General features: G+C 43.6%; 18 protein-coding genes and 1 pseudogene. 16 read left to right on the forward strand and 3 right to left on the reverse strand.

All coding sequences use genetic code 11. The annotated features are described in order from the left end of the window. Nucleotides 1-146: 146 nt before the first annotated feature. Entirely contained in the window at nucleotides 147-782 is a 636-nt protein-coding gene (locus GPUN_RS13680; protein ID WP_006004667.1) for a rhomboid family intramembrane serine protease, read from the reverse strand. Nucleotides 783-1,011: 229 nt separating this feature from the next. Here GPUN_RS13680 and ccmA point away from each other — a divergent pair, with 229 nt between their 5' ends. The 10 genes and pseudogenes from ccmA to GPUN_RS06480 all read left to right on the forward strand — a co-directional run bounded on the left by ccmA (nucleotide 1,012) and on the right by GPUN_RS06480 (nucleotide 9,808). Further along, complete coding sequence (gene ccmA, locus GPUN_RS06440) at nucleotides 1,012-1,779, forward strand: cytochrome c biogenesis heme-transporting ATPase CcmA (protein ID WP_006004669.1); 768 nt, start codon at nucleotides 1,012-1,014, stop codon at nucleotides 1,777-1,779. Next, complete coding sequence (gene ccmB, locus GPUN_RS06445; protein ID WP_006004670.1) at nucleotides 1,773-2,534, forward strand: heme exporter protein CcmB; 762 nt, start codon at nucleotides 1,773-1,775, stop codon at nucleotides 2,532-2,534. The genes ccmA and ccmB overlap by 7 nt, the downstream gene beginning before the upstream one ends. Next, nucleotides 2,534-3,265, forward strand: a pseudogene (gene ccmC / locus GPUN_RS06450) (heme ABC transporter permease CcmC); the annotation flags it as partial. The gene ccmB and the pseudogene ccmC, both read left to right, overlap by 1 nt. A 129-nt stretch (nucleotides 3,266-3,394) precedes the next feature. Continuing rightward, a complete protein-coding gene (ccmD, locus tag GPUN_RS14605; protein WP_238528945.1) occupies nucleotides 3,395-3,592 on the forward strand; it encodes a heme exporter protein CcmD in 198 nt (65 codons plus the stop codon). Between the two features lie 36 nt (nucleotides 3,593-3,628). Next, nucleotides 3,629-4,099 carry a cytochrome c maturation protein CcmE gene (gene ccmE, locus GPUN_RS06455; protein WP_006004675.1) on the forward strand — a complete coding sequence of 157 codons (471 nt, stop codon included), beginning with the start codon at nucleotides 3,629-3,631 and terminating at the stop codon, nucleotides 4,097-4,099. Then, nucleotides 4,099-6,153 carry a heme lyase CcmF/NrfE family subunit gene (locus GPUN_RS06460; protein WP_006004677.1) on the forward strand — a complete coding sequence of 685 codons (2,055 nt, stop codon included), beginning with the start codon at nucleotides 4,099-4,101 and terminating at the stop codon, nucleotides 6,151-6,153. Before ccmE ends, GPUN_RS06460 begins: the two co-directional genes overlap by 1 nt. Further along, nucleotides 6,150-6,800: a redoxin family protein gene (locus GPUN_RS06465; RefSeq protein WP_006004679.1), complete on the forward strand. Its 651-nt coding sequence runs from the start codon at nucleotides 6,150-6,152 to the stop codon at nucleotides 6,798-6,800. The genes GPUN_RS06460 and GPUN_RS06465 overlap by 4 nt, the downstream gene beginning before the upstream one ends. Then, the gene (locus GPUN_RS06470) at nucleotides 6,793-7,407 is read left to right on the forward strand and encodes a cytochrome c-type biogenesis protein (RefSeq protein WP_006004681.1); all 615 of its coding nucleotides are present in this window, start codon (nucleotides 6,793-6,795) and stop codon (nucleotides 7,405-7,407) included. The genes GPUN_RS06465 and GPUN_RS06470 overlap by 8 nt, the downstream gene beginning before the upstream one ends. Further along, complete coding sequence (ccmI, locus tag GPUN_RS06475) at nucleotides 7,408-8,763, forward strand: c-type cytochrome biogenesis protein CcmI (RefSeq protein ID WP_006004683.1); 1,356 nt, start codon at nucleotides 7,408-7,410, stop codon at nucleotides 8,761-8,763. 61 nt (nucleotides 8,764-8,824) lie between these two features. Further along, the gene (locus GPUN_RS06480; protein ID WP_006004685.1) at nucleotides 8,825-9,808 is read left to right on the forward strand and encodes an MlaA family lipoprotein; all 984 of its coding nucleotides are present in this window, start codon (nucleotides 8,825-8,827) and stop codon (nucleotides 9,806-9,808) included. A gap of 29 nt (nucleotides 9,809-9,837) precedes the next feature. Here GPUN_RS06480 and galE read toward each other — a convergent pair whose 3' ends face one another. Together galE and GPUN_RS06490 are read right to left on the reverse strand one after the other, a co-directional pair. Further along, nucleotides 9,838-10,860 (reverse strand): UDP-glucose 4-epimerase GalE, encoded by a 1,023-nt coding sequence (galE, locus tag GPUN_RS06485; RefSeq protein WP_006004687.1) that lies wholly within the window; start codon nucleotides 10,858-10,860, stop codon nucleotides 9,838-9,840. Then, nucleotides 10,857-11,159: a DUF6170 family protein gene (locus tag GPUN_RS06490; protein ID WP_006004689.1), complete on the reverse strand. Its 303-nt coding sequence runs from the start codon at nucleotides 11,157-11,159 to the stop codon at nucleotides 10,857-10,859. Before GPUN_RS06490 ends, galE begins: the two co-directional genes overlap by 4 nt. A gap of 562 nt (nucleotides 11,160-11,721) precedes the next feature. Between GPUN_RS06490 and GPUN_RS06495 the strand changes: the two genes are divergently transcribed. From GPUN_RS06495 to galU, 6 genes are all read left to right on the forward strand, one after another. Next, a complete protein-coding gene (locus GPUN_RS06495; RefSeq protein ID WP_006004691.1) occupies nucleotides 11,722-14,472 on the forward strand; it encodes an SLBB domain-containing protein in 2,751 nt (916 codons plus the stop codon). A 195-nt stretch (nucleotides 14,473-14,667) separates the two neighbouring features. Beyond that, nucleotides 14,668-14,826, forward strand: coding sequence for a hypothetical protein (locus GPUN_RS14335; protein WP_006004693.1), 159 nt, complete (start codon nucleotides 14,668-14,670; stop codon nucleotides 14,824-14,826). A 202-nt stretch (nucleotides 14,827-15,028) separates the two neighbouring features. Continuing rightward, nucleotides 15,029-15,268 carry a hypothetical protein gene (locus tag GPUN_RS14180; protein WP_141567239.1) on the forward strand — a complete coding sequence of 80 codons (240 nt, stop codon included), beginning with the start codon at nucleotides 15,029-15,031 and terminating at the stop codon, nucleotides 15,266-15,268. Between the two features lie 295 nt (nucleotides 15,269-15,563). After that, the gene (locus GPUN_RS06500) at nucleotides 15,564-17,567 is read left to right on the forward strand and encodes a polysaccharide biosynthesis protein (RefSeq protein WP_006004697.1); all 2,004 of its coding nucleotides are present in this window, start codon (nucleotides 15,564-15,566) and stop codon (nucleotides 17,565-17,567) included. A gap of 182 nt (nucleotides 17,568-17,749) precedes the next feature. Next, nucleotides 17,750-19,093 carry a UDP-glucose dehydrogenase family protein gene (locus GPUN_RS06505; protein WP_006004699.1) on the forward strand — a complete coding sequence of 448 codons (1,344 nt, stop codon included), beginning with the start codon at nucleotides 17,750-17,752 and terminating at the stop codon, nucleotides 19,091-19,093. A gap of 70 nt (nucleotides 19,094-19,163) precedes the next feature. Beyond that, a complete protein-coding gene (galU, locus tag GPUN_RS06510) occupies nucleotides 19,164-20,063 on the forward strand; it encodes a UTP--glucose-1-phosphate uridylyltransferase GalU (RefSeq protein WP_006004701.1) in 900 nt (299 codons plus the stop codon). Nucleotides 20,064-20,075: the final 12 nt, after the last annotated feature.

The following is a 20,075-nucleotide window of genomic DNA, read 5'->3' on the forward strand; positions in this document are numbered from 1 at the left end:
CTTGCAGCACGGCAGTGTTGACCTAGATAGTAAAAAGACCTTAGCAGGTCACTGAAAGTTGCTCTTAGGCTATATCACCTCCGTTTTATTAGCGTGATTGGCCTTTACCCCGTTAGATTCAATGAATTTAACGGGGTTTTTTGTGCTTACAAAACAGCAAAGCACGCTACTGTTAACACCAACACAACGGCGCCTCCTTGCGTAATGTTCTTGCCCCCTCTGCGGGTGCGGCTATGTTCAGGCAACCATACCATTACGTACGCCAGTGCACCGCCTGCTACTACACCACCAAAATGTCCCCAAAAGGATATGCCGGGTATTAATAAAGGTAATCCTAAATTAAGCACTACCAGCCCAAATACCGGTGATTTTGTAGGGCTTATACCGCGTCCCCACAAGGTTATAAACATCGCACCGGCTAAACCAAGAACAGCGCCCGATGCGCCTAAGGTAGGCTGCATAAATCCAAAGCTAAGTACTGCAAGTGTACCGCCTATTAGTGCACCAAAATACATCAAGCTGAATCGTACACTGCCCAAAGCAGATTCTAGCTGCGGACCCAGCATATATAGCAGGTACATATTAAACGCGATATGCAAAATACTACCGTGTAAAAAACCTGAACTTATCATGCGCCAGTACTGCCCGTCTTGTACTAGCGGGCCGTAAAGTAAGCCCATATTGGTTAACATGTCTTGTGTGGCGAACTGTCCTGCAAAAAATAAAATGTTGGCTGCCATTATTGTAAGTGTGACCGGGCAGCCTTTGGGTAAAGATGGCATGTTTCAAAGATCCTTTAAAATGCAGTGAGTTGTACTCACAAGAAACGACGCGCTCAGAATAAAAGCTAAGCCACCAGTATGCAATATTAATTACCAGTATTACGCAATCTTATACCCAGCGTTTCATTCTTATAGCGGAACCGATTAATTTACACGATATTTCCGATCATGTAATCACCGTTTTCGCCCGCTAAATAATGCTTTAGCCGCTAAGTTTGTGCTATAATTTATGGGTTTTAAAGACATACGAGAAAGTCAATTGCCAATTTTAGCCGCTCAGCAATTAAGCTGTGAGAAACAAGACAGAATTTTGTTTCAAGATATCGATTTTTCTATTAGTAGCGGTGAGCTCGTATTGTTAACAGGTGAAAATGGTGCTGGCAAAACCAGCTTACTTCGCATACTGGTTGGCTTAAGCTCTCCTAACACGGGGCATGTGTCAATTAATGGCCATGTAATAAAAAAAGACATTAACATTGCGACTGCCAACATTGTATATATAGGACATAAGCTAGGTTTAAGTGGCTTGCTAAGCCCTGTTGAAAATTTGCAGTTTTACATGGACTTAATTGGCGCACCCTGTTGCGATACCAACGAAATATTTGACGTACTTTCACTACTTGGGCTTGATGGTTTAGAGGATTTACCGCTTAAGCATTTATCAGCAGGACAACAGCGAAGGGTAGCTTTGGCCAAACTGTGGCTTAATAAAAGCGCGAATTTATGGGTGCTCGATGAGCCTTTCACCGCGCTTGATGTGGCTACGGTGAGTTTACTAGAGCGACATATAGAAAATTTTTTAAAGCAAGGTGCGACAAATAAGCTTGAAGTAAGTGCAGAAACGGATAGTGCAAAAACAAATAGTGCAAAAACAAATAAGGCAAAAACGAAACTACTAGACGACAGCAGTGTCAGCGGTGCAGTAATTATGACTTCACATCAAGCCACAAGCATAGATCACCACAAAACCTTGTTTGACTTAGAGTTTGCTTGGTAATGGCATTAGATTCATCAAGTAATTCGCACCTTACAGCAAAGATTAAAACGGCAGACACGCAAAGTCGCGCGGCAGCTAATCCGAGCGTTTTATCCGCCTTAAAGGCGGTAGCGAAAAGAGATTTTGCGCTTGCTTACCGTCAACGTGCGGAACTAATGCAGCCATTAATGTTCTTTATAATGGTGATTACCTTGTTTCCGCTGGCGATGGGCCCTAATCCGCAAACGCTGCAGTTAGTGAGCGGCGCGGTGGTATGGGTAGCAGCTATATTGTCATTGCTAATGGGGCTTGACCGTCTCTTTCGGGACGACTATGCAAACGGCAGTTTAGAGCAAATGATAATGTCGCCAACCCCGCTTTACATGGTGGTGTTGGTAAAGGTTATTACGCATTGGTTAGTCAATATCGTGCCTTTGTTGCTTATATCGCCACTGCTGGCACTGTTTTTAAACATGACCAATACCATGTACCTAACGCTCATATTTACGCTTTTGTTAGGTACGCCGATAATTAGTTTAGTAGGCGCTATTGGGGTGGCCTTAACCGTTGGCTTACAGCGCTCTGGCGTGCTGGTTGCACTGCTGCTAATACCGCTGTTTATACCGTTACTAATTTTTGCCACATCGGCAATAGAATACGCATCAATGAACTTACCTATTGGTGCGCTCCTTGGTATTATAGGGGCCATGTTATTATTTACGTTGGCAACAGCGCCAGCGGTTATCGCATATTCATTAAAGGTCAGCCAAAACTAATGTGGAAGTGGATTAACTCATTCGCACAACCTGAAAAAGCCTACGGCGCGTGTAATTTTTTCATGCCGTTTTTTGTTGTGGTATTGCTGGTATGCTTGCCATTAGGCACTGTGTGGGGTCTGGTGTTCGCGCCCACCGATTACCAACAGTTTGACGTTTACCGTATTATTTACATTCATGTGCCAAGTTCATCGCTGTCCTTAACGGCGTACATGGCCATGGCAACCGCCGCGTTTGTAGGCGTTGTATGGCAGTGGCGAAGTGCTTTTACGACCATGCTTGCCCTAGCGCCCATTGGCGCGGTGGTATGTTTTATTTCACTGTTTACCGGCGCCGTTTGGGGTAAGCCTACCTGGGGCACTTATTGGATTTGGGACGCTAGGCTAACGTCTCAGCTTATTTTGCTATTTTTATATTTGGGTGTTATTGCGCTGTATGTGTCATTTGATGACAAGCAACAAGGCGCTAAAGCCTCTGCGATAATGGCCATGGTTGGGGTCATTAACATTCCTATTATTAAGTACTCGGTGGAGTGGTGGAACACGCTGCATCAGCCTGCAACAATTAGTAAGTTAGCCAAGCCGTCTATGCCAGCCGACATGGCAATACCTTTGGTAATTGCTATGATAGGCATGGCGGGTTATATCGGCACAGTGACGCTTATTCGCATGAAAAACGAGTTAATAAAACGTGATTCACACCGGCCTTGGGTTTTGCAAGTATTAGACGCTGAACAAGCAAGCGGCAAGCCATTTATTCGCCCTGTGTGGTGGGCGGTTGCCGCAGTATTATTTACCATTGGCGCATTTTTCATGGTGCAGCAAGGCGTGAAGTTTGACAGTCTGGCCGCATTTATAGACATGGGCGGCAGGGGCTTTTTTGTATGGCTAAGCTTTGTAGTCAGTTTTGTAGCCTTGTTTATTTTACTGGTGTTAAGCGTGCTTGACAGAAAAACCATTATTAGCGAAACAAGAAAACAAAAAACGCGCGTGGAACGTATCATGAGAGCCCGTGCCGCAAAAGCCGCGAAAAAAGAGGCCGTTGCAAATAGTTCATAAGCCGTTTATTTACTTATTTATCGATTGAGACAACACATGAACCAACGAAGAAAACAAAGACTATTCGCCGTTAGCAGTATTATTATCCTTGTCGGTGCGGCCATCACGATCATGCTGGTGAGTCTAAGCGACAACGTCGATGCGTTTTATACGCCCAGCGAAATCGTTGAAGGTAAAGATAGAAACGGTGAAAAACCGACCATCGGCCAGCGTCTTCGAATTGGCGGTATGGTCGTGCCGGGAAGTGTTTCGCGCGATATTCATTCACTCGCGGTTAGTTTTGATTTAGTCGATATTGGCCCCGCAGTGACGGTGCAGTTTCAAGGTATATTGCCTGACTTGTTCAGAGAAGGTCAGGGCATAGTGGCAAATGGCACATTGAAAAACGCCACGCTTATATTGGCACACGAAGTGTTAGCTAAGCACGATGAAGAGTACATGCCGCCTGAATTGGCCGAAAAAATGAAAGGCGTTACGCACATACCACCAGCACAGGGGACTTATTAATGATACCCGAAATAGGTAATTTCACACTCGTTGTTGCCTTAGTTGTCTCTATGCTATTGGCGGTATACCCGCTGTGGGGCGCACAAACTAACAACATGACCATGATGAAAATGGCGCGGCCATTAAGCGTTGGCCTATTCGTATTTACCCTAATTGCGTATATCTGCTTGACGCATTCATTCATGACTGACAATTTCAGCGTGATAAACGTGGCCCAAAATTCAAATAGCCAACTGCCTTGGTACTACAAAATGACCGCGGTGTGGGGCAGTCATGAAGGCTCATTCTTGCTGTGGGTACTCATATTTTCCATCTGGACCTTGGCAGTTGCACTGTTTTCAAAAGGCATACCCCAAGCCATGGTAGCGCGCGTGCTGTCGGTGCTGGGTATGGTCAGCTTTTCGTTTTACTTATTCATGCTCATTACGTCAAACCCCTTTGACAGTATGCTGCCGTTTTTCCCTGTAGACGGACGTGATTTAAACCCCTTGCTACAAGATTTTGGCATGATTATTCATCCGCCTTTGCTGTACATGGGCTATGTAGGATTTTCAGTCGCCTTTGCTTTTGCAATTGCTGCACTCATTGGCGGTAAGCTTGACTCAACTTGGGCAAGATGGTCACGCCCGTGGACAATTGCCGCGTGGAGCTTCTTAACTGTGGGAATTTCACTGGGCAGCTGGTGGGCTTATTATGAACTTGGCTGGGGCGGATGGTGGTTTTGGGATCCGGTCGAAAACGCGTCGTTTATGCCATGGCTAGTGGGTACTGCACTCATGCACAGCTTAGCAGTTACCGAAAAGCGTAAAATATTTCAATCGTGGACAGTATTACTTGCCATTGCAGCTTTCTCTTTAAGCTTATTAGGGACTTTTTTAGTGCGCTCGGGCGTATTGGTGTCGGTGCATTCCTTTGCCAACGATCCTGACCGTGGCTTATTTATACTAGGCTTGTTGGTGGTCGTCATTGGTGGATCTTTATTACTATATGCGGTGCGTGCATCGCAGCTAAAGAGCACTGGTCGCTACGATATGTTTTCGCGTGAAATGATGCTTATGGGTAACAACGTGTTACTTATTGCCGCTACCATTGTAGTGTTGCTAGGCACCTTATTCCCGCTAGTACATAAAGAGATTGGCTTAGGCACTATTTCTATAGGCGCGCCTTTCTTTAATCAAATGTTTACCTTGCTAATTGTGCCTTTTGTGCTGTTTTTAGGCATTGGCCCGCTTACTCGCTGGAAATCACAAAAGCCAGAGATGCTGCGCAATCAGCTTATCTTTGCCTTTATTTTGGCGGTGTCGGCAGGGTTTTTAATTAACATGTCTTACGATGAGCGCACCTATATGGCGTGGCTGGGGCTCACCATGAGCTTCTGGATCATTATATCGTCTATTCTTGAAGTACGTCAGCGGGTAACGTCAAACACTAGAGACGAGCCATTATGGCCCTCATTAAAGCGCCTTTCCCGCAGTCATTGGGGCATGGTATTAGGGCACCTTGGCTTTGCGGTAACGCTTATTGGTATTACTTTGGTTAGTAACTACGAAATGGAGCGCGACGTTAAGATGGTGCCTGGGCAGCGTATCCAAATTGCCGACTATGAAGTATTGTTTACGGGCATGAAAGAGATACAAGGGCCCAACTATATTTCAGATATGGGCGTGTTCGATGTGTTTAAAAACGGCAAGCTGGTGAGTCATTTAGAGCCAGAAAAACGCTTTTATTCTGTCCAGCAAATGAGCATGACCGAAGCCGGCATTCATACCACACTTACGCGCGATTTGTTTGTGGCAATGGGTGAGCCTCTTGATGGTGACTCGTGGTCGGTGCGTATGTACTACAAGCCATTTGTGGTGTGGATTTGGGGCGGTACCTTTATTATGTGTATTGGCGGTATATTCTCTATATCAGACAAACGCTACCGCATTAAGAAGATTGCAAAAGTAAAAAATACGAGTAGTGGCAGTAGTGAAAGCGCAAACGAGGGTGAACTTGCCGCGCAGTCTCGTGTGCAGCTTAATAGCGCAGCGCAAACTAAGGGCAGTGCATGATCCGCTTAGCCAGATACCTTATTCCCCTATTCGTTTTTTTGGGGATGTGTGTATTTTTGTATAAAGGCTTATATGCTGACCCCACTATTCGAAAGTCGGAAGTGTTGTCAAAGCCATTTCCGGTGTTTGAACTTCCCGACTTAGAAGACGTTCAGATACTGCATACAAATGAAATATTTGACGGAAAAGTTACCTTAGTTAACGTGTGGGGCGTGTGGTGTATTACCTGTGCTATAGAGCTGCCGTACTTAACTGCGCTGTCTGAAAATGGCTTAACGGTAGTAGGTTTGTATTATGATCAAGATATTGATCCTAATTTTGGGACCAAAACCTTAACGCGTGTCAGACAAGAGGTGGCCGAAACGGTTTCGCGCTATGGTAATCCGTTTGCATTTAACATATTTGATGTGTTTCGCGATACCGCTTTAGATTTAGGCGTGACGGGTGCGCCCGAATCGTTTTTAGTGGACGAGAACGGAGTTATTCGCGTGCATCATTTAGGCGATATTAATCCTAGAGTATGGCGCCAAAAGTTTTCGCCTGTACTAAATGAAATTGCCCCCAGTATTGAGGCGAGTATTGCCCTGATGAATGATGCCATTACAGGGGCACAGGCAGGTATCGGCGAAGGAGTAAGCGGTGAGTAAAAAACCTGTTTTAAAAGGCTTAAGTAAGTTTGTACGCAGTGTTGGTGTGTGTATGAGTGTATGTATCGGTGTAGCGGCTTTTACGCTTTGCACGCCAGCATTTGCGCAAAATAGTGACGATGTTGGGCAAGCAGCGCTGATTCAGCAGACTGAATTGAACCCACAGTCGCAGCCGCAGCCAGGTCAAACGCCAGCAGGCCTGCAGGAAAGGCCTAAGCAAGAATACGCTGAAAATTATGTTTTTGTTGATGCGGGTAAACGCAGAGAGTTTTTAGAACTCACCGCTGAACTACGCTGCCCCAAGTGCCAAAATCAAAATATAGCCGATTCAGATGCGCCTATTGCCCACGACATGCGCCGTAAAACCTATGAACTGATGCAAGAAGGCAAGGACAAGTCACAAGTAATAGAATGGATGAAAGTGCGCTATGGCGACTTTGTGCATTACCAACCGCCTGTGAATGCAGTGACTATTTGGCTATGGGTGCTGCCCGTACTGTTTGCAGTCTTAATGTTAGTATTTTTCATTCTTAGGCGTAAGCCTGATATAGAGCAAGATATAGAATCTAAACTTGCTCGCGCCGACCAGATGTTAAAGGACGACTAAGTGACTTATTTTTACGTATACGCTGTTGGCATTGTGCTAGTGGCGATTGTTTTTGTATGCTATCCCATGATTAGGCTCAAACTGATATCACCTGGGGCAAAAGCCGCTGGTAAATCGTACGAGCTGTCAAATGCTAACGTTATTAAGCAGCGCATTACCGAGTTGGAACGTGAAGTCAATGAAGGCCTTATTGACGCCGATGAAAAAGAAAACGCAATACGAGATTTAAAACTTGCGCTGGTGGCCGAAACACTAGTGGTAGACAAACGAGTACAGGGCCCATTGAACCCTCTTTTACTAATTGGTTTGGCGCTGCCCGCCATTGCTGTTGGTGTGTGGGTATATCTGCATTCAAATCAGCTTACGGGTTTGCTTGCCTACAAAGAATCGACCTTACAAATAGATGACCTACGAGCAAAACTAGACGCGCAAGGTCCACAAAGTTTAACTCCCAACGACTTTGCTAAATTTGCTTTATCTATACGCAGTAATTTACGCGACAACCCAGATGATGCCCGCGGATGGAGTTACTTGGCCATGGTTAGTACGTCTATTGGCCGTGTTGACGAAGGCATAGCGGCATACGAAAAGGCGCTTGATTTGACCCCGCAAGACGACGCTTTGCGCTTCAGATTTGCAGAAGCTCTCATGCTGCAGGGGACCGAGGGCAGTCTGCAAAATTCTGCTCGCCAGCTCCAATTTTTGCTACAAAAGCAGCCTGAGAACGGCAATAACAGACTATTGCTAACGTCGGTGGCAATTCAACTACAAGACCCTGAACTAGCGGTGAGTCAGTTTCAGATGATAAAAGACGACATGAACCCTACTAGCCAGTTTTATCAGACACTGGTAACAGAGCTTAGAAAACTTGGCGTAACAGATGTTGCGATTGTGGGTGAGCCTTCAACGGCGGCGCTTATACCGCCAATGCTGTCTAATATGGAAGATATATCAGCAGGCGCGTTAGCAATACCCGTGTCGCCGGATTCGTCTGCTAATGAATTATTAATTAACGTTAATATTAGCGATGAGTTACAATCTAGTCTACCCAATGCAGCGTACTTAATAGTATTCGCGCAGCACAGCGATGGTCGCAGTAGGGCGCCATTAGCGGTAAAACGCTTCGCATTGCCAACGTTACCTGTGCAGCTTAGTTTGTCAGACAGCGACGCTATGATCCCTGCGATGAACTTAAGCTCGGCTAGCATGGTTAACATTACGGCTAGAATTTCGCTTGATGAAGATGTAATGCCAAGTGCAGGTGAGTTAGAAGGTTCAGCCTTGTCGATTGATTTAGCCGCAGTTAACAACACAGATCCCTTAGGCATCAATGTAGTGATTGATAAACTACTTTAATTTAAACGCTTATATACACCCATGAAATAATAAGCAACACAGTATCCAAGGAGAATTTGGTTTGAGTCTTAGTATTTCGACCCATCGTGACCTAAGCGGTTTACATCAAAAAGCAGTATTAACATTGGCTATGTTAGCCGTATTTGTTATCACAGGGTGTGCGTCGAATAAAAATATAGAGGTGGCAGCTGCGTTCAATGATCCTGCAGACGCTAAGCTAAGCAATTCAGCCCCGGCAGCGAGTGGGCAAGCCGATACTGCTATAGCTAATGATGCATCAGATATTTCTTATGAGAGCACGCGAGATAGCGCCATTAACGATACTTCTCAAACCGCATCAACTGGTTCAACAGCGCCAACAAATAAAATATGGGACCCGCTAGAGCCGATTAACCGTGTAGTGTGGGATTTCAACTACGAAATACTAGACAGGTTTTTGGTTAAGCCATTAACTAAAACGTATGTCGCGATCACCCCACAGCCGATCCGAAACGGCTTACTGAACGCGTCTGACAATATTGAAGAACCCGTCAACTTTATTAATAACCTACTGCAAGGTAAAGCGCAGGATTCGGCTAGCAGTGCGGCGCGATTTGCGATAAATTCTACCGTTGGTATTCTCGGCATTTTTGACGTTGCCTCATTTATGGGGATAGAGCGCAAAGAAGAAGATTTTGGAGAAGTACTAGGCGTTTGGGGCGCAGGAACCGGGCCCTACCTAATGCTGCCCGCCTTAGGCCCTAGTGATATACGCAGCTTTACCGGTCGTGTGGTAGACGGTTACATTTGGCCGAACACAGTTCTTGCCGATCCGTACTTAATAGCGGCATTAGCGGTTTCGGTTATTGAAACCCGCGCTTCCTTGCTAGAGCAGGAAGAAATCTTGGAAAGATCCTTAGATCAGTATCTGTTTGTTCGCGATGCATACTTTCAGCGCTTAGCGTTTAAGGTAAGCGACGGGGCGATTAAACAGAAAACAGAAGAGGAGATTGAAAAAGAGCAAGATGATTTTTCCGACTTTGAAGATCTGCTAAACGGGTCTTAACTTAACGCAAGCCCGCTTTCTAAGGTTGTTCAGGTAGTAGGATAACCCTCTGGATTATTGCTTTGCCAGCGCCAAGAATCTGCGCACATTTGTGCCAAGCCTTTTTCAGCTTTCCAATTAAGCTCTTGTGCAGCAAGTTTGGGATCTGCATAGTAGGCGGCTACATCACCGCCGCGTCTTTGCGCAATTTCATAGCTTATTGTTCGCCCGCTTTCTTTTTCAAACGCACTTACTATATCAAGCACACTATAGCCTTGCCCAGTGCCAAGATTGCAGGTAAATAAACCACAGGCAGTATCAATTTTATCAAGTGCTTTTAAATGGCCATTGGCCAAGTCTTCAACGTGGATATAATCGCGCACACTGGTACCGTCGTGGGTGTCGTAGTCGTTGCCAAACACCTTTAGCACTTTACGCTTGCCTGTGGCAACTTGGGTAATAAATGGCATTAAGTTATTAGGAATGCCGTTTGGATCCTCCCCAATTTTGCCAGAAGGGTGCGCGCCTGCTGGGTTGAAGTATCTTAGTAACACGATATTCCAACTATTATCAGATTTAAATACGTCGGCCAGCATAAGCTCAACCATCAGTTTAGACATGCCATAAGGATTAGTTGGTGTACCCGTAGGTAAACCTTCATGTAGGGGCAGTTCGACAGGATCGCCATAAACGGTGGCAGATGAGCTAAATACTATGTTCTTTACATTATGCTTAGCCATGGCCTGACATAAATTAAGCGAACCGTATACGTTGTTTTCGTAATACATCATGGGCTTTTCAAGCGATTCGCCCACGGCTTTTAAGCCGGCAAAGTGAATGACAGAGTCGATATTATAATCGGTGAAAATGTTATCTAAGCACGCAGAGTCGCGAATATCACCTTTGATAACGGTAGCCGATTTGCCTGTAATTTGCGCTACGCGTTCAAGACTCACAATCGAAGAATTAGAAAAGTTATCAAGCACTATTACATTGCAGTTTTGTTCTAGCAACTGCAGCACAGTGTGGCTGCCAATATAACCACTGCCGCCTGTGACTAAGATAGTTTTCATTTGTCTTCCTCAGGGTTTTTTACTTTAATATATTTGGCGCTAAGCGAGTATTGTAGTGGTTTTACAAATAGCGGATAAAGCAGCAAAATTAGGCCTGCCCACGCCAGTGACCACCAGCTTTCAACCGCTCTTAGTACTAAGGTAAATGTCGGCACAATGACGAGTAACTTGATGATGTTGAGCAAAGTTTTCTCAGGAATAGTCATTTTTTTTGCAGCGCTTTCTAACACAGCCATGCGCTCGGTGACCGAGAGGCCTTTGAGTTGGGGAATGTTTTTGGTTGATGTGTATATTTTCAAATTTAGCTCCTGTTTGTTAGGGTATTGTACACTATGGGCGTGAAAATGGATGATAGTATTCTGAGGAAGGCTTTGGGTTTTTTTTAAGTAGCACACTAAATAATGCCTCCCTCGTACATCTTGAGTCAATTATATGAAAATGGCAGGTTCGGGCATGCAACCTATGTTCTCACTCATCCGTTTGTCGAGCTTAGTGTTGTCAGGTACGTAATGACTGGGTAAAGCGAGTAATAAGGAGGGAAAATTACCAACTATGGCGTTATCAACGCTCACTTCTATTTTCTGTGCATTTTCCCTCTAAATCGATTGATAAAAATTGTTTATAATGAAAGAAATTAACTACCAAGTAGCATGACAAACACAGGGTAGGGGTAGCTACGGCAAGGGTCAATAAGATTGGAGGCTCTGTGACTGAGTCGCATATCTTGTTTAGAAAAAAAAGTAAAACATGTGACTTTCAAAAGGCTTTTAGGTAGACTTCTTCTTCGGTTTTAAAAAGGAATTTAATGAGACCCGTTTACTAACGCCACAATACAACATTACCTTATCGATGTCGGGATCTATGAAAACATTTAAACCTTATTTCCAGTTAGTTCTTCTTTTGCCGTTCCTTGCAGCAATGCCGGCTAACGCGCAGTCTTTCGCCCCTTCAGAGCAGCAACTCGCGCAATTTAAGCAGTTACCCAGGGCTCAGCAAGAGCAGCTAGCACAGCAAATGGGGTTTGACATGTCAATCTTAGACCAAGCAAACAAAAGCTTTGGAAGTGATGAAGAGATTTTCGATGACGTAGACTTTATTGAACGTGATTTGGACAAAAGAAGCATATCAAAAAAACGAGCACAACAAAGTGCGCTTGAAAACGATTCTCTGGAACTAAAACCATTTGGCTACGATATTTTTGGGGATCGAGAAGAGGCTATCAAGCCCCTTGCTAACATGCCTGTGCCTTCAAACTATATTATGGGTCCGGGTGACTCGGTAAAGCTTCAACTATTTGGCAAGGAAAGCGGCAACTACGAGCTTTCAGTGAATAACGAAGGCAGTATAGAATTACCCGACCTTGGCCCGCTGCAAGTAGCGGGCACCAATTTTCAAGAGTTAAAGCGCTTAGTAGCCGAAAAATATCAACAGCAAAAAATTGGCGTGACGGTGTTTGTCTCAATGGGCAAAATCCGTTCAATTCAAATATTCCTAGTAGGTGAAGTTTATCGCCCCGGTCCATTGGTCGTTAGTGGCATGGCAACCATTACTACTGCGCTTATTAATAGCGGTGGCGTTAACGAAATTGGTTCACTGCGCAACATAGAGTTAAAACGAAATGGTGAAACCGTTTCGAACTTTGATTTATACGACCTAATTGTAAAAGGTGACACCAGTAACGATCTGCGCCTGCAGCAGGGCGACGTTTTGTTTGTGCCTACTGCACAAAATATAGTGTCTGTTGACGGACCCGTCAGAAGACCCGCTATTTATGAAGTCAAAACAACCGACACAGTGAAAGAACTACTCAGCTTAGCTGGAGGTTTGTTGCCCAAAGCGGATGCAAACTTACTGCAGCTAGTGAGAAAAAATCCCAGCAGTGGCTTATCTATCACCAACGTTAGTATGAGAGACAGCGCAACGCTCAATCAGGTACTAAAAAACGGTGATTTTTTACGAGTACCCGAGGCAAACCTAGAGTTTAGCAACGCCATTATTGTTAATGGTGCTATTAATGTGCCGCGCATTATTGCCGATACAGGCGTGTTTTTGTCTGATGTAGTGAGCAAACAAACCTTATATTCAAACACTGATTTGCATTATGCACTTATACTCAGGAAGCAGCGGTTCGCGTTGAATACAACAATTATACAGTTTAAACCTGAAGACGTTATACGCGGAAGGTTTGACGAAAGACTTCAAGCATTCGATGAGCTAGTGCTGTTTAGTAGGGTTGCACAAGAAAAAGAAGAGGAAACTGAAAAAGGTAATGAACGCAGTCTCTTAAGAAACCAGCCGCAAAATCAGAATCGAGAACAAAACAGAGAACAGAGCCGCTTGCAAGGTGAATCGAACAATAGATTTGACGGTAGAGGTCAAAATCAAAATAACGAGTTTGCAAATGAGCAAAGCGAGTTTGAATTTCAAAAACTGCTAGAGGATATGAAAGAGAAAGAAGCTGAACACTTACAGGACTTAGAAAAAAACCGTTTTACGGCAAAAGCATTTGAACGCGAAAGTAATCGTAGCTTTTCACGTAAAGAGTTGCTGACCCCTATTATCGAAAGGCTTAAAAGCGAAGCGTCTGCTACACAAGCCTTACAACTTATAGAAGTTAGTGGCGAGGTTAAATATCCAGGTGTGTATCCGATGCCAACGGGTATTTCAATTAGCAAAGTGCTTAATGCCAGCGGCGGCCTAACCGAGTCGGCGCATTTAGACAATGCAGAAATTACAGGATTTACCGTTACTGACGGTACATTAACGGTTGCTCATAAAAATATTAGCCTTATTTCGCAACTACTGTTACCAGAACCGCAACAAGTTAAGTTACGCTCTAAAGATATCTTGAATGTAGTGCGCATTCCGCAGTGGTTTGAAAGTAATAATATAGAGCTTCGCGGTGAAGTTGTGTTTCCGGGTATTTACCAAATTAAAGACGGTGAGAAGCTATCGAACGTTATAAAACGCGCCGGTGGATTAACCAACATGGCCAGTGCGAACGCTGCGATATTTACGCGCGAAGAGCTTAAAGAAAAAGAAATGGTGAATATTAAAAAAGCGATTGAAGATATAAGACAAGAGCTAGCCACGAAGAGTCTTAGCAGTAATCAGTTTACAACCGCGGTAGATTATGGCAGTGCGCGACAAGTGCTTGATGATTTAATTGACGTAGAGCCCCTAGGCAGAATGGTTATTGACATAGAAGCCTTAATTGCCGGTAATGAGCGATCAGATTTTGCGGTCAGAAATGGTGACGTGTTAGTTATTCCTTATATTACTCCAGCAATTTCTATAGTGGGTGAGGTGTTTGTGCCTACCACTTATTTATACGATCCCGATTTGTCGCTTGATGACTATCTCGAACTGGCGGGTGGTGTGCGTGAGTTCGGCGATGCATCGAATATTTATATTGTTAAATCGAATGGTTCGATTATTGTGCCGGGGAATGATTTTTGGTTTGGAGGACAAATCAAAGACAATTTAAATCCAGGTGATACGATCGTTGTTCCACGTGATGTGACTAATTATGAGAACATTTCTTTGTGGCAAGGTGTTACGCAGATAATTTATCAAAGTGCCATTGCTGTTAGTGCGATAAGTCGCTTGTAACCTATGGACTATATTGTTCGGAGCAATAATTTTCTTACCAAAAATCGTTTTGGTCAAATGCGTTAAAAAGTGAAATTAAGTAACGTAAACATTTCAAATCTATAATAATTCACTCGTTATTCATGGGTATATTGTTTTCAGACATGGATATTAAGCGCAGACATGAACTAAGAAGTAGTAACACAAAGGGATAGTATGACTAAACACCTAACACAGCAAAAGTTATTAGACGATGAAATTGATTCACGAGAATTAACGGCCAGTATATGGACGGGTAAGTGGTCTGGTGTAGGCGTAACATTCTTGCTCAGCGTTTTAGCAATAATTTATGCGTTAAGTACCCCGAATATGTAGACCTCGGAACCTTTACTCGCTACTGTAGAACAAGAACAATCATTAGGATTGCTGACAGGGCAGTTAGGTAGTTTAGCTGACATAAATTTAGGTGGTGGAGCAAGCAACAATACCCAATAAGCCATTGAAATTTTAAAATATCGTCAATTTGCAAGTGCATTTATTAACTGGTGATACGAGTTAAGTTAGCTCTAGACTTGGCTTGATTAGTCAACAAGAGCTACCCGATGCTAGAGAGAAGTTAGGTGTCTTCAATGCACGCCTCGGTATAACCGAGCTAGCGCAAGTAAGTGAAAGAGACATGTCTACGCCAGAACTATTAGCCGAAACCGATGCAGCAGTGCTGAAAAGGCTCACAATATCTTATTACTTTAAATTTATTTTGATGACTATTACCGGCAGAGGACGGAGTGATAGGATTAAAAAGTCGTGTTTAACATAATTATATTTGCACGAAGCTGACTTTTAAGCAAATACCACTGCGGCGTAATAATTAAACACACGTCCCGAATAACTTGTGTTTCCCAAGATTCCAACTATGATGTTATGTTAAAAAGGTAATAGGTTATATGTAGTGAGCAAGTTTTTGCATCTAAATGTTCACCTTGATGGAGCTTTCGAGATGGCAAATCTGAACTTCTATCCTAGTAAACCTGATAAAATTGTGGCCAGAATATTATCACTTGTTTTCGCTAACTAAATAACTATACTTAAGTTCCGAATGACAAGGATTTGTTATGATTAAGAAATTTAAAAATAAAAGAGCAAATAATAGCGAGAGTAATTTGTCTACAAAGGTCTTTATTAAGATATTAAACTCATCTAGAAACGCTAAACGTCTAATTGCATTGTCGGTTGATGCTGTTTTTGTCTTTTTGTCTTTTTGGACAGCTTTGTTTATACGTTTAGACTCTACCCTACCGCTAGTCAATGTCCAATATTGGCTCATATTGCTAGTCGTTCTGCCTATTAGCATTTTGATTTTTATTCGTTTTGGTTTGTATCGGGCTGTTTTGAGATACATGAGTTCTAAGGCAGTCTGGGCAATCGTTGCAGGCACTTTATTGTCTACCTCAGCCCTAGTACTCGTCGCTTTTTTCTCGACAATAGCCATTCCTCGGACAATGCCACTCATTTACGCTGCACTTATCTTACTAAGCGTTGGTGGTGCAAGACTAGTAGTAAGAGCACTAATCGCCCAATTCGCAGGAACGAATAAGAAGCCAGTTGTAGTTTATGGCGCAGGCTCGGCTGGGCGGCAGTTGGCCAATGGTCTAACAGCAGGCCCTGAGTACTTCGTAAGTGCATTCATTGATGACGATATAACTAAGCAAAAATCAATTATACAAGGAATACCTGTTGTAGATATTTCTAGCTTAAGAAGTCTAATCGCAGACGGTAAAGTACATAAAATACTGTTAGCCCTCCCAAGCGCTTCCCGCTCAAGACGCAATCAAATTATATCTCAGCTTGAACACATGTCGGTAAAAGTTCAAACGATACCAGGTATAAAAGACGTAGTAGAAGGCACAGCAAACGGCGATGAAATTGTTGACGTAGAAATTGAAGATTTATTAGGCAGAGAGCCCGTAAATCCGATCCCTCAGTTAATGGCACAACATATAACAGGTAAAAGTGTAATGGTGTCTGGCGCAGGTGGCTCAATAGGTTCTGAATTGTGTCGACAAATCCTCAAATATAAACCGGTAAAACTAGTCCTATTTGAACAATCTGAATTCGGCCTTTATGAAATAGAAAAAGAGCTCTCAGAATACATTCTTAAGAATGGCTTACAAACCAAGCTATCCCCCATTATGGGCTCCGTTCAACGCATCAATCGCGTTGAAAATGTAATGAAATCATTCAACGTTCACACTATTTATCATGCCGCTGCTTATAAGCACGTGCCTTTGGTTGAGCAAAATGTGGTTGAAGGCGTGCGAAATAATGTGTTTGGAACCTACTATACCGCCCGTGCGGCAATCAACGCCAATGTTGAAACTTTTGTTCTTATATCAACTGACAAAGCGGTTCGCCCAACTAACACTATGGGTGCAAGCAAGCGTATGGCAGAACTTGTTCTTCAAGCCTTAGACAAGTCCAAGATAAACACCTGCACCCGTTTTTGTATGGTTCGCTTTGGGAATGTATTAGGTTCTTCGGGATCAGTTGTCCCTTTATTCAGACGGCAAATTAGGGAGGGCGGTCCAATAACGCTAACCCATGAAAATATTACTCGCTATTTTATGACCATTCCTGAAGCCGCTCAACTCGTTATTCAGGCAGGCGCAATGGGAAAAGGCGGAGATGTTTTTGTGCTAAATATGGGAGATTCTGTTCGCATTAAAGACTTAGCCGAGAAAATGGTCAGGCTATCCGGTTTAGATATTAAAGATGAGAATAATCCAGACGGCGACATAGAGATAAAATGTACCGGTTTACGCCCAGGCGAAAAACTTTATGAAGAACTTTTAATTGGTGACAACGTGTTAGAAACATTCCACGAACGGATCCTAATGGCTAATGAGGCTATGCTAACGTGGGAAGATTTATCTGTCATTTTAGACAATCTAGATAAAGCCTGTCATAACTTCGATCACGAGGTTATTCGTCAAATTCTGTTAGACGCTCCTACCGGGTTTAATCCAACAGATGGCATCTGTGACCTAGTTTGGTCACAGCGAAAGCCAGAAAAAGACGCGCAATTGGCGAACAAGCCAAAACTAAATATAATCAAATAATAGCATTGAATAATCAAAGTGTTGCATAAATATAGATAAACACCTAAGGGCATGAAACAGCCACGTTTCTCTAATAGAGCTAGTAAATTTTTTATGCTATTATTTTGCAAAACCGTTAAGTAAATTTAACTGCTACTCAAGCTAAATTAGCAGTAACAAGTCGTTTTATAAAGGATCCATAAATGCAAGTAACCGTTTTCGGCATAGGCTATGTCGGCCTAGTACAAGCAGCCGTTTTAGCCGAAGTAGGTCACGATGTTGTCTGCGTAGACGTAGACCAAAACAAAGTCGACAACTTGAAAAACGGTATTATTCCTATTTATGAGCCGGGCTTAACGCTACTAGTAAACAGTAATTTTGAAGCCGGAAGAATTATTTTCACCACAGACGCTGCAAAAGGTGTAAAACATGGTGGTATCATTTTCATAGCCGTAGGCACGCCATCTGATGAAGACGGTTCAGCTGATTTAAAATATGTATTAGCCGTGGCCAGTTCTGTTGCTGCTAACATGCAGTCTCATAAAATTATTATAAATAAGTCCACTGTTCCCGTAGGCACCGCCGACAAGGTTACGGCTAAAATTACTGAAGTATTGAAAAAAAATGGCAAAGATGTGTCATTTGACGTGGTCTCAAACCCCGAATTCCTCAAAGAAGGCGCTGCTGTTAACGACTGTATGCGTCCTGATCGAATTATACTAGGCACCACAAGCGAGCGCTCCGAAAAGAAGCTTCGCGAGCTTTACGCACCCTTCAACAGAAATCACGACAAAATAATTATAATGGACGTACGCAGCGCTGAGCTGACTAAATACGCCGCAAACTGCATGCTGGCCACCAAAATTAGTTTCATGAACGAAATGGCAAACCTTGCCGAAAAATTTGGTGCCGACATTGAAAATGTGCGTAAAGGCATTGGCAGCGATCCAAGAATAGGTTATCAATTCATTTACCCAGGCTGCGGTTACGGCGGCTCATGCTTTCCCAAAGATGTGCAGGCGCTTATTCGCAGTGCAACAGCCGTTGGCTACGACGCCAAAGTATTGCAAGCAGTAGAGGCAGTAAACTATCGCCAAAAAGAAAAACTATTCGACTATATAATGCGTCATTACAATAACGACGTAAAAGGCAAAACAATCGCACTGTGGGGTCTATCGTTCAAACCTAATACCGACGACATGCGCGAAGCCTCTTCTCGCGTACTCATGGAAAAATTATGGGAACAGGGCGCAAAGGTACAAGCTTATGACCCTGAAGCCATGCAAGAGACCCAACGCATATATGGTTCGCGACCCGACCTGTCCCTAATGGGCACCAAAGAAGCGAGTTTAAATAACGCGAGCTGTTTGGCTATTTGCACCGAGTGGCAGGCCTTCAGAGCGCCAGATTTTGACCTGATTAAAAGGGCAATTAGCGATGACGTTATTTTCGACGGTCGTAATTTATACGAACCTTCAATAGTATCGGAACACGGATTGCAGTACTACGCAATTGGACGTGGTATGTCGGTGGTACCTGTCATATAAAATGCTCATGAACACGGCCTAGTATTCAAAGTTTCATGGACGTAATAATTTAATAAGTAGGAAGCGTAAAATGAGCCAGGTAAGAAAAGCAGTTATCCCCGTAGCCGGTCTGGGTACCAGAATGTTGCCTGCAACCAAAGCTATCCCCAAAGAAATGCTGCCCGTGGTCGATAAGCCCCTTATTCAGTATGTAGTAAATGAGTGTGTGAAGGCGGGTTTAAAAGAAATTATTTTGGTAACTCATGCCAGTAAAAACAGCATAGAAAATCATTTCGATACCTCGTTTGAACTCGAAGCGACGCTTGAAAAGCGTGTTAAGCGCCAGCTCCTTGAAGCAGTGAAGCAAATTTGCCCTAAAGACGTCACTATTATGCATGTGCGCCAAGGCGTAGCTAATGGTTTAGGCCACGCTATTATGTGTGCCTTGCCATTAGTGGGTGACAGTCCCTTTGCGGTGGTATTGCCCGACGTTATTATTGATGACTCTACCAGTAATCCTAAAAAGGACAACTTGGCTGACATGGTTGCCAAGTTCAATACTAGCCGTGTAAGTCAGGTTATGGTTGAGCAGGTTGCTCAGCAAGACGTGTCGAAGTTTGGTATTGTTGATCTGGAAGGTAAGTCATTAGCACCGGGCGAGTCTGCAAAGATCCACAAAATGGTTGAGAAGCCCGCGTTAGAAGATGCGCCGTCTGATCTAGCGGTAGTAGGACGTTACGTGTTGTCTGAAAAAATATGGGATTTGTTGGGTAAAACCCTACCCGGTGCCGGCGGCGAAATTCAACTCACCGATGCAATAGATGCATTAATGGAACATGAGCAAGTAGACGCGTATTACATGAAAGGCAAAAGCCACGACTGCGGCAGTAAACTTGGCTATATGAAGGCTAACGTTGAGTATGCCATGCGCCATCCTGAATTAGGTGATGAGTTTACTAAATACTTAACTAGCATGTTTGCCAACAAGTAGTCTGCATATCGT

Source organism: Glaciecola punicea ACAM 611 (assembly GCF_000252165.1).
In the GTDB taxonomy this organism is placed as follows: Bacteria; Pseudomonadota; Gammaproteobacteria; order Enterobacterales; family Alteromonadaceae; genus Glaciecola; species Glaciecola punicea.